This window comes from Micromonospora humidisoli, assembly GCF_016900955.1.
GTDB classification, from domain to species: Bacteria; Actinomycetota; Actinomycetes; order Mycobacteriales; family Micromonosporaceae; genus Micromonospora; species Micromonospora wenchangensis.
In genome coordinates this window covers 503423-516606 of record NZ_JAFEUO010000004.1, presented here as the reverse complement: position 1 = coordinate 516606, position 13184 = coordinate 503423, and the positions used below count along the sequence as shown (strand labels likewise).

Genomic DNA, 13184 nt, shown 5'->3' with positions numbered 1-13184 from the left:
GGGTGGACGGGTGCGCCCGTCACCCCGGGCGCCTGGGCGCCGCCGAGTGTCTGCGACTCAGGCGGCGGCGTGCGTACGCAGCAGCTCGGCGACCGTGGTGCCGGTGGTCACCGGGTCGAGCGGGTGCATCAGCACGCCGTCGACCTGCGCGTACGAGGCGAGCCATCGGTCGGCGGCCCGGGCGATGACCACGCACGTGGGCGGTGCGTCGTCCCGGTCGTCCTTGATCTGGCGGGCGATGCCGATGCCGCCGCCGGGGCTGGCCTCGCCGTCGAGCAGCATCAGGTCGATCTCGTAGTCGTCGACCAGCCGGACGCAGCCGAAGTAGTCGGACGCCTCGACGAACTCGATCTGGATGCCCGGCGCGGGACGGGTGCCGACGGCCAGCCGCATCCGGTCGCGGACCTGCTGGTCGTCGCTGTAGAGCAGGACGGTGCAGAGACGCTCGCTCATGCCGACACTCCGCTTCGCTCCGTGCCGTGATGAGGCACCGTCGCACTGAGCCTGACTCGCTCGCTGCGCTCACTCATGGGCTGTACTCCTCGTTGCTGCCCGTTGATCGTACCGGGCGGTGTGGCGTACCCGACATCCCGCCTGCCGGCCCCCGGCGGACCGGGTGTCCCGGCAGCTCAGGACGGGGTTCCGGGGGCCGTGGCGGGGGTGGCGGGCGGACCTGCGGGGGCGGTGGTCACGGCGTCGGAGGCGGGGACAGCGGTGGCCGCGGCGGCGCGGTCGCGGGCCTCCTGCCGGTCCAGTTCGCGGTCCACCCGGCGGGCCTCCCGCTCGGACTGCTTGATCCACTGGACCACCAGCACGGCGATCATCGTCACGCTGACGAACTCGCCACCGGCCCACAGGATGCCGCCGGCGACCACCTGGTCGTTCCACGGGTCCGACCAGGCCAGGCCCAGCGAGGGGTACCAGTCGCCGCCGAACAGCGTGGTGCTCTGCATGATGGTGAGCCCGAGCACGGTGTGGAACGGCACCGACAGCAGCATCAGCAGCGCCCGCGCCGGGTACGGCCAGCGGCCGGGCAGCGGGTCGAGCCCGAGCAGCGGCCAGAAGAACACGCAGCCGGTCATGATGAAGTGCGCGTGCACCAGCTCGTGCGCCCAGGCGTGTTCGAGGGTGTAGCGGTACAGGTCGGTGAAGTAGAGCGCGAACGGGTTGACCACGAAGATGGCGAACGCCACCAGCGGGAAGCCGTAGATCCGGGCGATCCGGCTGTGCACGACCGCCAGCAGCCGCTTGCGCGGGCCGACCGGCAGGGTGCGCAGCGCCAGGGTGACCGGCGCACCCAGGGCCAGGAAGATCGGGGAGATCATCGACAGCACCATGTGCTGCACCATGTGCACCGAGAGCAGGGCGGTGTCGTAGGCGTGCAGGCCGCTGACCGTGACCGCGGCGATGCCGCCCAGCCCCGGCCCGAGGAAGCAGACGGTACGGATGACCGGCCAGCGGTCGCCGCGCAGCCGTAGCCGGTGCACCCCGTAGAGGTAGAGGCCGGCGGCGAGGACCAGGCCCAGGGCGAGCCAGCTGTCCAGCCGGGTCTCGGTGAAGACCCGGGTGATGTCGAACGGCGGCGGTACCTCGACGCCGCCCGCCGCGAGGCTGATGGGCGGGGCCGTCGAGGTGGCGGCGAAGATCGAATCGACGTGCAGCACGCTTTTCAGGCTAGGCCAGGCGAACCGGACCGCCACGATCGGGCCATCCCTCACCCGGGTTTGGCCCCCCGCTGATCGCCCGCCCCGGTCAAGGGCAATAATGACCGCGTGACTGCGGCCCCAGCCATTGACAAGAGCCGGATCCACTCTCTGACGCGGCCCAACATGGTCAGCGTCGGGACGATCGTGTGGCTCTCCAGCGAACTCATGTTCTTCGCGGCGCTGTTCGCGATGTACTTCTCGATCCGCGCGGCGGCGCCGGAGCAGTGGGAGAAGCACACCGAGGTCCTCAACATCCCCTATGCGACCACCTTCACGGTGATCCTGGTGCTGTCCTCGGTGACCTGCCAGCTCGGTGTGTTCGCGGCCGAGAAGGGTGACGTGCACGCCCTGCGGCGCTGGTTCACTGTCACCTTCGTGATGGGCCTGATCTTCGTGCTCGGCCAGGCGAACGAGTACCTGACCCTGGTGCACGAGGGCGTGAAGATCAACGAAGACGGTTACGGGTCGATGTTCTACCTGACCACCGGCTTCCACGGCCTGCACGTGACCGGCGGTCTCATCGCCTTCATCATCTTCATGATCCGCACCACCATGGGCCGGTTCACCCCGGCCCAGGCCACGTCGGCGATCGTCGTGTCGTACTACTGGCACTTCGTCGACGTCGTGTGGATCGGGCTGTACGGCATGATCTACTGGCTTCAGTGATCTTGGCGTGTCACGTTCCGCGCCGCTGCTCCGTCCCCTGAGACAAGGTCCAACCGGTTAAGGACACAGGTCATGACTTCTGACAACGACCGCCGACGCGGTCTGCTCGCGCGCCTGCGCGGGCGGCCCGCGGCGCGCAGCAGGGGCCGCCGCCGGCTGGGCGCGGCGTTCCGGCTGATCGCCGCGTTGACGCTGGCCGGCGGCGCCTACACCGTCTTCGCCCCGGGCGTGCAGGCGCAGGAAAACCCGCCGCTGACCGGTGCCGCAGCCGAGGGTCGGGCGCTGTTCGACGTGAGCTGCGTGACCTGCCACGGCCGCAACGCCCAGGGCGTCGAGGGTCGGGGCCCGAGCCTGATCGGGGTCGGTGCCGCGTCGGTCGAGTTCCAGGTCGGCAGCGGTCGGATGCCGATGGCCCGGCAGGAGGCGCAGGCCATGCGCAAGCCGCCGGTCTTCACCGACGAGCAGGTGCGTCAGCTCGGTCAGTACATCCAGGAGCTCGGCGGGGGCCCGCAGGTCCCGCAGGGCAACCTCCGCGAGGGGGCCAACCTGGCCACCGGTGGCGAGCTGTTCCGGATCAACTGCTCGCAGTGCCACGCGTTCGGCGGTGGCGGCGGCGCGCTCTCCTCCGGCAAGTACGCCCCGAGCCTGAACCCGGCCAGCGACGCGCAGATCTACGCCGCGATGCTCAGCGGCCCGCAGAACATGCCGGTGTTCGGCGACAACCAGATCACCCCGGAGCAGAAGGCGGACATCATCGCCTACATCCAGGAGACCCTGAAGGCCGACCAGGACCAGGGCGGCTTCAACCTCGGCCGGTACGGCCCCTCCACCGAGGGCCTGGCGATCTTCCTGGTGGGCATCGTCGCGCTGGTCTTCGCGAGCCTGTGGATTGCGGGCAAGTCGTGACCGGGCGGATCGTCAACACCATTGCCGTGGTGCCGTGCGTCGGCACCGCCCGTAGCGAGGTGACGGCATGAGCACCACGACCGAGCAGCACGCCCCGCAGGACCGGGAGCCGCTCGACGTCCACGACCCCCGGCTGTCCCGGTTCGACATCGTCACCGAGGGTGCCCGCCGGGACGACATCGAGATCGTCCACTACGAGGAGCAGGTCGTCCCGGGCAGCAAGGCCGAGCGCCGGCTGACCCGTACGGTCGCGGCGATGTTCCTGCTCACCGGCCTGGCCGCCACCGCGTTCCTGGTGGTCTACATCTGGTGGCCCTGGGAGTACGAGCCGGGTCGCGGTGGCGACAAGTGGTACACCCCGCTGCTCGGCCTCACCCTGGGCGTCGCCCTGCTCGGCATCGGCTTCGGCATCCTCACCTGGGGCAAGAAGCTGCTGCCCAAGGAGGTCTCGATCCAGGACCGGCACGACGGTCCCGGGTCGGCGGAGGACCGGAAGATCACCGGCGAGACCATGCTCTACCTCGCCGACGAGATGGGGGTACGGCGTCGTCCGCTGCTCGGCGTCTCGCTGGTCGCCGGCCTGCTGCCGGTCGGCGCGGTCGCCGCGGCCCCGCTGGTCGGCGGGCTGATCTCCAACCCGCACAAGAACAACCAGATGTTCACCACCGGCTTCGCCCCGCAGGACGGCAAGAAGATCCGGCTGGTCCGCGAGGACGGCCGGCCGATCCGCCCGGCCGACGTCAGCGCCGGCGGCCAGCTCACCGTGTTCCCGGGCATCGAGCACGGGGTGAGCAACAAGCACGCCGACTCGCCGACCCTGCTGATCCACCTGCGGGAGACCGACGCGGAGAAGTCCCGGCAGGCCAACTCGCGGGTCGGCCACGGTGACTACATGTGGGGCAACTACGCGGCGTACTCCAAGATCTGCACCCACGCCGGTTGCCCGGCGAGCCTGTACGAGCAGCAGACCAACCGGCTGCTCTGCCCGTGTCACCAGAGCCAGTTCCTGATCACCGACAACGCCCGGCCGGTCTTCGGCCCGGCGAGCCGGCGGCTGCCCCAGCTGCCGATCGAGGTGGACGAGGAAGGCTTCTTCGTGGCGAAGTCCGACTACACCGAAACCGTCGGCCCCGACTTCTGGGAGCGGCCATGAAGCGCCGAAAGTTTGACGTAGCAGCGGTGCCGGGCAAGGCCGCCGGGGGAGTGGACGACCGCTTCCAGGTCGCCACCCCGCTGCGCAAGCTGCTGAACAAGGTCTTCCCGGACCACTGGTCGTTCCTGCTCGGCGAGATCGCGCTCTTCTCGTTCGTCGTGTTGCTGCTCACCGGGGTCTTCCTGACCTTCTTCTACGAGCCGGCGATGACCGAGGTGGTCTACAACGGCAGCTACGCCCCGCTGCGGGGCACCCCGATGTCCGCCGCGTACGCCTCCAGCCTGGACATCTCGTTCGATGTCCGGGGTGGCCTGATCATGCGGCAGATGCACCACTGGTCCGCGCTGCTGTTCATGGCCGCGATCGTGGTGCACATGATGCGGGTCTTCTTCACCGGCGCGTTCCGCAAGCCGCGGGAGACCAACTGGATCATCGGCTCGCTGCTGTTCTGGGTCGGCTTCCTGGCCGGCTTCACCGGCTACTCGCTGCCGGACGACGGCCTGTCCGGCACCGGCCTGCGGATCGCCTCCGGCATCATGCTGTCGATCCCGGTGATCGGCTCCTGGGTCACCTCGTCGGTCTTCGGCGGCGAGTTCCCCGGTGAGATCATCATCAGCCGGTTCTTCATCGCCCACGTGCTGCTGATCCCGGGTCTGCTGGTCGCGCTGATCAGCGCCCACCTGGGCCTGGTGTTCAAGCAGAAGCACACCCAGTGGCCCGGCCCCGGCCGGACCAACGACAACGTGGTCGGCGAGCGGATGTTCCCGCGCTACGCGCTCAAGCAGGGCGGCTTCTTCATGGTCGTCTTCGGCGTGATCGCGCTGATGGGCGGCCTGTTCCAGATCAACCCGATCTGGTACTTCGGCCCGTACGAGGCGTGGGTGGTCTCGGCCGCGAGCCAGCCCGACTGGTACGTCATGTTCCTCGACGGTTCGACCCGCCTGATGCCCGCCTGGGAGATCAACATCCCGATCGGCAACGGGTACGTCATCCCGCCGCTGTTCTGGCCGACGGTCGTGCTGCCCGGCATCCTGGTCGGCCTCTCCACGCTCTACCCGTTCGTGGAGGCGCGGCAGCTCAAGGACTACCGGCACCACAACCTGCTGCAACGCCCCCGGGACGTGCCGGCCCGGACCGCGGTGGGCGCGATGGCCGTCGCCTTCTACATCGTGCTGACCCTCTCCGGGGCCAACGACGTGATCGCCGACAAGTTCCACATCAGCCTGAACGCGATGACCTGGGCGGGCCGGATCGGTCTGCTGTTCGTCCCGCCGCTGGCGTACTACGTCACGTACCGGATCTGCCTCGGTCTGCAGCAGCACGACCGGGAGGTGCTGGCCCACGGCGTGGAGACCGGCATCATCAGGCGGCTGCCCGACGGCCGGTTCGAGGAGGTCCACCAGCCGCTCAGCGCCGGTGACGGCCACGGGCACGGCGAACTGGACTACGTCGGCTGGGTGGTGCCGAAGAAGATGAACCGGCTCGGGGCGCTCGGCCCGGCGATCCGGGGCTTCTTCTACCCGATCGAGAAGCCGGTCGAGGCGCCGGTCTCGCCGGGGCACCCGCCGGTGGAACCCCGCCCCGAGCGGGAGGAGATCGGCAGCGGGGATTCCCGCCGCTGACCTGCCCGTACCACTGCGCCGAAGCGCCCGCCGGAGTCCTCGGCGGGCGCTTCGTCCGTTCCGGCGGCTGCCCGCCCGGCGGTCGGTGGTGGCGTGACCGGCCACCAACGGGTGGAAAGCACAGGAATAACCCGCGCCAGCCGGGTATCCGTGCGGTCCAACGAAAACGGGGAGGGAACATGGTGGGTATCAAACGCCTGGGACTGCTGGCCACGCTGGTGGTGGTCGGCCTGGCTCCCGCGGCTGCCGCGCAGGCCGCCGCGCAGCCGTCGGCGCAGGACACCCAGTATCTGCAGGCGGTACACCAGGTCAACCTGGCGGAGATCGTCACCGGCAACCTGGCCCAGAAGAAGGGGCAGAACGAGCAGGTCAAGCAGCTGGGGCAGCAGTTCGTCACCGATCACACCCAGCTCGACCAGACGGTGAAGAGCACCGCCCAGCAGCTGAACGTGACCCTGCCGAACGCGCCGACGGCCGACCAGCAGAAGGTGATCGACAAGCTCAACGGTCTCAACGGTGCCGCGTTCGACAAGGCCTGGGTGACCGCTGAGCTGGCCGGTCACGTGCAGGCCATCCAGGCCACCCAGACCGAGATCTCGCAGGGCTCCGAGCAGTCGGTGGTCCAGCTCGCGCAGGACGCGCTGCCGGTGTTGCAGGCGCACTACGACGCGCTGGTCGCCCTGGCCCAGGAGTTGGGCGTTCCGGTCCCGCAGACCAGCGCCAGCGGCACCGCGAGCCCCGGTAACGGCACGCCGGCTCCGGGCGGCACGACCGAGTCCCCGGCCCCGGGCGGCACCACGGAGTCGCCGGAACCGGGTGGCACCACCGAGACGCCGGTGCCGGGTAACAGCTGACGTCCCGTACCACCTGACGGTGGCCGGTCCCCGACGGGGCCGGCCACCGTCGCCTGTCGGGCGTCGGTCAGTCGGCGCTGGCCAGGCCGATCGCGAACGCCTCCTCCAGGTCGTGCTGGGAGTAGGCGCGGAAGGCGATGTGCGACTCGGTGTTGAGCACCCCGGGGACCTTGGAGATGCTGCCGGCGATGACCTTGGCGATCTGCTCGAACTCCCGCACCCGGACGATGGCGATCAGGTCGACGTGCCCGGCCACCGAGTAGACCTCGCTGACCCCGGGCAGGTTGGCCAGGTTCTCGGCCACCTCGGGGATCGAGTCGGTGGCGCAGTCGATCAGGACGATCGCGGTGATCACTTGACGATTCTCCGTTCGTCGTGCCCGGCGCGACGCCGGCCTGGTGTCGTCGACCATGCTAGTGCCGCACGACGTCGGTCAGAGCAGCATGGTGCGGGGGTCGGCGGCCATGGCGCGCAGCCAGCCGGCCGCCTCGGCCGCTCCCGGGCAGCGGGCGGTGTCCAGCGCGGCGGCCAGGGCGTACATCTCGGGCGGCGGGATGAGCAGGCTCTCCCTGCTGCGCAGCCCCAGCTTGACCGTGCCGGTGTCGGTGGTGACGGTGAGCACCGGGGTCCGGGTGACCGCTCCGGTGGCGACCAGCGAACCGTCGCTGGAGACGCCCGTGTGCGCGACGGCCGCCGCGTGCAACGACACCGACCGGGCGGCCCGCAGATCGACGCTCCTCGTCGTCAGCCCGACCACGGTGAGCCGGGTGCCCTCCAGCCAGGCACCGGCGCGCACGATGCTGGTCACCAGCAGGCCGACCAGGAGCATGACCAGCGCGGCCGACAGCAGCGCGACGAGCGCCGGCACCGCCGGGTTGCCGTCACCGGCCGCCGCGTTCAGGCCGGTGCCGAGGAACGCGCCGACACAACCGCAGGCGACCGTCAGGATGACACCCAGCACCAGCAACGAGACGACCCGGCCGGTACGGCCCGATTGGTAGCCGACCGACAGGGGGATTCGGGGCGCGGAGGGCTGCATGCCGGTGATTCTGACACCGGTGATCAACCTTTGCCTGGTGAGGCGGCCACGGTGAGCCCGTCGTCGGCCCGGATCGCGTCGCACAGCCGTTCGCCCGGGGCGACCGTCGCGCCGGGCCAGACCACCACGCGTTCCACGTCACCGCGTACCACCGCACCCGCGCCGACCACCGCGTGCCGGGCGTGGCCGGTGACGGTGGCGTCCGGGGCGACCAGCGTGCCGTCGCCTGCGGCGTGCAGGTTGGCCGCCAGGTAGTCGGCGGGCGTGCCGGTGTCGAAGAACGTGCCCGGGTACGGCACCACGGTCAGCTCACCGGCCGCCTCCGCCGGCCGCCACACCGTGCGGACCAGGTCACCGAAGCTGGCCGGCAGCTCCCGCACCCGGTGCCAGGGCAACAGCGAGAAACCGGTGAAGACGTGCCCGTCGAAGGTGCCGGGGGCGTGCGGGTCGGGTGCCGGCCGCCCCAGCAGGCGTACGGACCGGAAGTCCCAGCCGGCCAGCAACGCCGCGACGTCCGGGCCGGGGTCGACACCCGGATCGGCCAGGTACGCGTCGGCGTTGCCGACCAGCACCCCCCGGCCGGCGATCCAGTCCCGCAGGTTGCCCAACCCGCCGGCGGTGCCCAACGGGTCACCCGGCTCCACCGACAGGTGTGCCCGGTCGCCGACGTGCGTCACCACCTGGTCGGCCAGGTAACAGGCGTTCACCGCGACCCGGTCCGGCCCGGTCAGGCCCAGGCCGGCGAGCCGGTGCAGGGCCCGGTCCAGCAGCGGCACGTTACCGACCGGGCAGAGCGCCTTGGGTACCCGGGCGGTCAGCGGACGCAGCCGGGTGCCCTCACCGGCGGCCAGCACCACCGCGCACAGGCCGTCCGGGGCGGTCACGTCGTCGGCCGGCCGGCCTGCGGCCCGATGCCGTAGTGGCCGAGCAGGTTGGCGGTGGCCCGGCTGAGCCGGGGCAGGTCGTCCAGCGGGTGCCAGGCCGCCTCGAAGACCTCCGCGCCGTCCACCTTCAGGGTGGTGGTGTCGGCGGGCACCTCCGCCTCGAAGACCATGTCCACCCAGCCCCGGGCGTGCACCACGGCGTTCGGCACGGCCGGGCGGAGCTGCTCCGGGGCGAGCCGGACGCCGGATTCCTCGTACAGCTCGCGGGCCGCGCCGACGACCGGGGCCTCACCGCGCTGGAGCAGGCCGGCGGGCAGCGTCCAGCTGTGCCCGGGGGGCTGGCGCAGCAGCAGGAGCCGGCCGGCCCCGGCGGCCCCGCTGTCCCGGACCAGGGCCACCGCGCCGACGACGTACTTCGGGCCGGCGAGCCGGACCAGGCGGCGACGCACCGAGACCGGCAGCCGGTAGAAGACCTTGTACGCGACGGCCCGGCCGGTGGCGCGGGAACGGAGGATCATGGCCTCCAGGCTAGGCCGTCGGCGCGGCGTGGTGGGGTGCGGGGCGACCGGTCACCCGGCCAGGGCTCACTGTCGATGGTCGACCAGGTCGATGAGCTGGCGGACCACGGTGTCCGGTTCGACGGCCCGGTCGAAGACCGCGACCAGCAGGGTCTCCAGGTCGGGATAGCCGAGTTCCTCCGACAGCCGCAGCAGCGGCAGGTCGCTGGCCAGGCCCCGGTCGTGCTTGCGCAGCGCCAGGCCGATGGTGGCCCGCCCGAGGCGGACCTTGTCGGCGATGGAGATGCCGGGCTCGGTGTGCTCGGTGAACCAGCGGCTGATCTGCATCTGCGCGTGCGGCGACTTGACGAAGTCGAGCCACTCGCGGCGGGGGCCCCGGGGAGCGACGTCAGCCTCGAGGCCGCTCTCGACGCTGCTCTCCGAGTAGATCTCCACCACGTCGCCCTCGTCCAGTTCGGACGCCAGCGGGGCGAGCCGGCCGTTGATCCGCGCGGCGAGGCAGTGGTCGCCCCGCTCGGTGCCCAGCTCGTAGGCCAGGTCGACCGGGGTGGCCCCGGCCGGGAGCACCACCTGCCGGCCGTCGGCGACCACCTGGATCTGCGCCTCGGCCAGGTCGCACCGCAGCGACTGGAGGAACTGGGCCGGGTCGGGGGCCTCCTGCTCCCAGTCGAGCACCCGACGCAGCCAGGAGAGCTGGTCGGTGTTGCTGGCCCCGGTGGCGGCCCCGGGGAAGCGGAAGTCGGCGGCCACGCCGTACTCGGCGCAGCGGTGCATCTCCCGGGTCCGGATCAGCACCTCGACGGTGCGGTCCTGCGGGCCGCAGACGCTGGTGTGCAGGGAGCGGTAGAGGTTGTTCTTGGGGGAGGCGATGAAGTCCTTGAACCGGCCGGGGACCGGCCGCCAGCGGCCGTGCACCGCGCCGAGGGCGGCGTAACAGTCGGTCGCCGGGCCGTCCACCACGATCACGATCCGGGGCAGGTCGTACGGCTGGGCGTGCCCGCCGGCCACGGTGTCCTTCCAGATCGAGTAGAGGTGCCGGGGCCGGGCGCTCACCTCGGCGTCGACCCGGCTGCGCCGCAGCGCCACCTTGGCCTGGGCCACCACGTCGTCGAGGTAGGCGTCCCAGCCGGGCCGGTCGTGCACGTGGCGGGCCAGCCGGGCGTGCTCGTCGGGTTCCAGGTGCAGCAGCACCACGTCGTCCAGGTCACGCTTGAGGGTCTGGATGCCGAGCCGGTCGCAGAGCGGGACCAGGACCTCCTGGGTCTTGCGGGCGATCCGCTCCCGGGAGGCGGCCGAGCGGACCCCGAGGGTACGCATGTTGTGCAGCCGGTCGGCCAGCTTGATGATCAGCACCCGGACGTCCTTGCCGGCCGCGATGATCATCTTGCGGATCGTCTCCGCCTCGGCGGCCTTGCCGTAGAACGCCTTGTCGAACTTCGTCACCCCGTCGACCAGGTGCGCCACCTCGTGGCCGAAGTCCTCGCTGAGCGCCTGGAGGGTGTAGCGGGTGTCCTCCACCGTGTCGTGCAGCAGCGCCGCGACCAGGGTGGTGGTGTCCATCCCGAGGTCGGCGCAGATCTGGGCGACCGCCAGCGGGTGGGTGATGTACGGCTCGCCGCTCTTGCGGAACTGCCCGCGGTGCATGTTCTCGGCGATCGTGTACGCCCGGCGCAGCACCGAGGCGTCCGCGCTCGAATGGATGCCCCGGTGGGTACGCACCAACTGGGTCACCGGGTCGGCATCGTTGGCCGGCCAACTCAACAGGGACCGTAGCCGACGGGCCAGGGGAAGCTCACCCGGCTGGGCCGGGAGCGCACCCCCCAGGGCGGCGCCGTGTCCGGCGTCGACGTCCACGAGGGACACCTCCTCACCCCGGCTCCTCGGTCACCGTCGCCGGCAACCGGAAGCAGGCCCACGAAACGGGCAGGACTGCACTCCCTTAACAGACTAAGCGAGGCGGGGTCGTCCGATCGGACACTTGCTCATGAGCGTTCGGTCGAGAGTTGGTGGGACCCCCCGCCCTCGGCCTTCGCCAGCAGGTCACGGAACCGGCCCGCGCCGGCCACCGGGGACGACCAAACGGAGGTCATCTCCACCAGCCGGGTCTCCGGTCGTTCCAACCAGGACAGGATGCGCTCGGTCTCCTCGGCGGTGGCCCGGGGCACCGGCCCGTGCCCGCCCGGCTCCACCGTCTCGGCGGTCGCCCGGATCGCGGTGATCGTCGGTCGGGGATGGACGCCCGGCGGAGACACCCCGGCCCCGGCGAGCCGCCCGTGCCGGACCAGCGCCAGCTCCCAGCCGCCCCCGGCGGCGGGCCGGGCGGCGGCCACCTCGGCGATCCGGGTCAACCCCGCCAGCCGCTGCATCCGGACGGTGGCCCGCAGCACCGCCGCCAGCCGGGAACGCACCACCGCCGCCTCCTCGTAGCGCTGCGCGGCGGCCAGCGCCTCGATCCGGGCCAGCAGGGCGTCCACCACCACCTGCGGGTCGCTGGTGGTGGCGGTGCGGAACGGGGCGACCGCGCGGTCGTCGTACTCCTGCGGGGTGATCCGGTGCTCGCAGGGTGCCGGGCAGCGGCCCAGCTCGGCCAGCGCGCAGGCCGGCGTGACGGTGCGCAGCGACAGCCGGTGGGTGCACTGGCGCAGCGGCACCGCGTCGTGGAACCCGGCGGCGGCCAGCTCGGCGGCCCGGGTCGAGCGGAACGGGCCGAGGAAGGCGGTGTCGCCGGGGGCCAGGCCGCGCACCACCGACAACCGGGGGTACGGCCCGCCGGTCAGCTTGAGCCACACCATCCGTTCCGGATACTTCGACCGCCTGTTGTACGGCGGCGCGTGCGCGGCGATCAGCCGCAGCTCGCGGACCTCCGCCTCCAGCGGGTGGGCGCACGGGACCGCCTCCACCCGCTCGGCGGCGGCCAGCATCTCCGACATCCGGGCCCGCTTCTCGGCGGCGGTGAAGTAGCTGCGGACCCGGGTGGCGATGTCGCCCGACGTGCCGACGTAGAGCGGCCGGTCGTCGGCGGCCCGGAAGATGTAGACCCCGGGCCCCTTGGGCAGACCGTCGGCGAGGTGCCGCTTGCGCCGCTGGGTGGGGCTGACCGCGCGGGTGAACTCGATCGCCTCGCCGACGGTGTCGACCCGGTGCCCACCGAGCCGGGCGATCAGCCCGTGCAGCACGTCCACGGTGGCCTTGGCGTCGTCGAGCGCGCGGTGGGTGGGCTGGGTGGCGGTGCGGAAGTAGGCGGCCAGGGTGCCCAGCTTGCGGTTGGGCACCTCGTCGCGGCTGAGCACCCGCCGGGCCAGCGCCGCCGTGTCCAGCACCCGGGGGTTGGGCCAGCGGTAACCGTGCCTGGCGCAGGCGGCCTTGAGGAACCCCACGTCGTACGGCGCGTTGTGGGCCACCAGCACGGCGTCGGTGATGAACTCCAGGAAGCTCGGCAGCACCTGCTCGACCGGCGGGGCGGGCACCAGCATGGCCTGGGTGATGCCGGTCAGCACGGTGATGAACGGCGGGATCGGCACCCCCGGGTTGACCAGGGTGGCGAGCACCCCCAGCTCCTCTCCGCCGCGCACCTTGACCGCGCCGATCTCGGTGATCCCCCCGCCGTCGGGCGAGCCGCCGGTGGTCTCCAGGTCGACCACCACGAACGTCGTCGCGTACAGCGGCAGGGCCGGATCGACGCCACCGGCCGACCGGTCCAGACCGGCCAGGGTCTGCTGGACGTACTCCCCAGGTGCCACGGGCGGCAGGCTAACCGTTCGGTGCGACACTCCCGTCACCGCAGCCCCAGGGGCCCCTGGCGGCGTAGGATGAGAGATCGGCTCACTCATCCGGCG

13 protein-coding genes are annotated in these 13184 nt (G+C 71.6%); 5 read left to right on the top strand and 8 right to left on the bottom strand.

Annotated elements, in window-relative coordinates:
- Positions 1–57 precede the first annotated feature (57 nt).
- Together JQN84_RS17100 and JQN84_RS17095 are read right to left on the bottom strand one after the other, a co-directional pair.
- Entirely contained in the window at positions 58–453 is a 396-nt protein-coding gene (locus JQN84_RS17100) for a hypothetical protein (RefSeq protein ID WP_204959349.1), read from the bottom strand.
- A 176-nt stretch (positions 454–629) separates the two neighbouring features.
- The gene (locus JQN84_RS17095) at positions 630–1664 is read right to left on the bottom strand and encodes a cytochrome c oxidase assembly protein (RefSeq protein WP_204959348.1); all 1035 of its coding nucleotides are present in this window, start codon (positions 1662–1664) and stop codon (positions 630–632) included.
- Between the two features lie 108 nt (positions 1665–1772).
- On the opposite strand from JQN84_RS17095, the gene ctaE reads away from it, so the two are divergent.
- The 5 genes from ctaE to JQN84_RS17070 all read left to right on the top strand — a co-directional run bounded on the left by ctaE (position 1773) and on the right by JQN84_RS17070 (position 6907).
- Positions 1773–2372 (top strand): aa3-type cytochrome oxidase subunit III, encoded by a 600-nt coding sequence (ctaE, locus tag JQN84_RS17090; protein WP_204959347.1) that lies wholly within the window; start codon positions 1773–1775, stop codon positions 2370–2372.
- A gap of 72 nt (positions 2373–2444) precedes the next feature.
- Positions 2445–3278: a cytochrome bc1 complex diheme cytochrome c subunit gene (gene qcrC / locus JQN84_RS17085; RefSeq protein ID WP_204959346.1), complete on the top strand. Its 834-nt coding sequence runs from the start codon at positions 2445–2447 to the stop codon at positions 3276–3278.
- Positions 3279–3345: 67 nt separating this feature from the next.
- Complete coding sequence (qcrA, locus tag JQN84_RS17080) at positions 3346–4431, top strand: cytochrome bc1 complex Rieske iron-sulfur subunit (RefSeq protein WP_204959345.1); 1086 nt, start codon at positions 3346–3348, stop codon at positions 4429–4431.
- Positions 4428–6053 (top strand): cytochrome bc1 complex cytochrome b subunit, encoded by a 1626-nt coding sequence (gene qcrB, locus JQN84_RS17075; protein ID WP_204959344.1) that lies wholly within the window; start codon positions 4428–4430, stop codon positions 6051–6053. The genes qcrA and qcrB overlap by 4 nt, the downstream gene beginning before the upstream one ends.
- A 179-nt stretch (positions 6054–6232) precedes the next feature.
- A complete protein-coding gene (locus tag JQN84_RS17070; protein ID WP_204959343.1) occupies positions 6233–6907 on the top strand; it encodes a DUF4142 domain-containing protein in 675 nt (224 codons plus the stop codon).
- Between the two features lie 67 nt (positions 6908–6974).
- Here JQN84_RS17070 and JQN84_RS17065 read toward each other — a convergent pair whose 3' ends face one another.
- The 6 genes from JQN84_RS17065 to JQN84_RS17040 all read right to left on the bottom strand — a co-directional run bounded on the left by JQN84_RS17065 (position 6975) and on the right by JQN84_RS17040 (position 13088).
- Positions 6975–7262 carry an Lrp/AsnC family transcriptional regulator gene (locus JQN84_RS17065; RefSeq protein ID WP_088644676.1) on the bottom strand — a complete coding sequence of 96 codons (288 nt, stop codon included), beginning with the start codon at positions 7260–7262 and terminating at the stop codon, positions 6975–6977.
- 78 nt (positions 7263–7340) lie between these two features.
- Complete coding sequence (locus tag JQN84_RS17060; RefSeq protein WP_204959342.1) at positions 7341–7946, bottom strand: hypothetical protein; 606 nt, start codon at positions 7944–7946, stop codon at positions 7341–7343.
- Positions 7947–7969: 23 nt separating this feature from the next.
- Positions 7970–8830, bottom strand: coding sequence for a sugar phosphate nucleotidyltransferase (locus tag JQN84_RS17055; protein ID WP_204959341.1), 861 nt, complete (start codon positions 8828–8830; stop codon positions 7970–7972).
- Positions 8827–9348 (bottom strand): NUDIX hydrolase, encoded by a 522-nt coding sequence (locus tag JQN84_RS17050; protein ID WP_204959340.1) that lies wholly within the window; start codon positions 9346–9348, stop codon positions 8827–8829. Before JQN84_RS17050 ends, JQN84_RS17055 begins: the two co-directional genes overlap by 4 nt.
- A gap of 66 nt (positions 9349–9414) precedes the next feature.
- Positions 9415–11202 (bottom strand): RelA/SpoT family protein, encoded by a 1788-nt coding sequence (locus JQN84_RS17045; RefSeq protein ID WP_204959645.1) that lies wholly within the window; start codon positions 11200–11202, stop codon positions 9415–9417.
- A 128-nt stretch (positions 11203–11330) separates the two neighbouring features.
- The gene (locus JQN84_RS17040; protein WP_204959339.1) at positions 11331–13088 is read right to left on the bottom strand and encodes a DEDD exonuclease domain-containing protein; all 1758 of its coding nucleotides are present in this window, start codon (positions 13086–13088) and stop codon (positions 11331–11333) included.
- Between the last annotated feature and the right edge of the window lie 96 nt (positions 13089–13184).

What these genes read in the sequence shown, in the direction of transcription:
- JQN84_RS17100 (WP_204959349.1), bottom strand. Translation starts at nt 453, where the DNA reads ATGAGCGAGCGTCTCTGCACCGTCCTGCTCTACAGCGACGACCAGCAG.
- qcrC (WP_204959346.1), top strand. Translation starts at nt 2,445, where the DNA reads ATGACTTCTGACAACGACCGCCGACGCGGTCTGCTCGCGCGCCTGCGC.
- qcrA (WP_204959345.1), top strand. Translation starts at nt 3,346, where the DNA reads ATGAGCACCACGACCGAGCAGCACGCCCCGCAGGACCGGGAGCCGCTC.
- qcrB (WP_204959344.1), top strand. Translation starts at nt 4,428, where the DNA reads ATGAAGCGCCGAAAGTTTGACGTAGCAGCGGTGCCGGGCAAGGCCGCC.
- JQN84_RS17070 (WP_204959343.1), top strand. Translation starts at nt 6,233, where the DNA reads ATGGTGGGTATCAAACGCCTGGGACTGCTGGCCACGCTGGTGGTGGTC.
- JQN84_RS17060 (WP_204959342.1), bottom strand. Translation starts at nt 7,946, where the DNA reads ATGCAGCCCTCCGCGCCCCGAATCCCCCTGTCGGTCGGCTACCAATCG.
- JQN84_RS17050 (WP_204959340.1), bottom strand. Translation starts at nt 9,348, where the DNA reads ATGATCCTCCGTTCCCGCGCCACCGGCCGGGCCGTCGCGTACAAGGTC.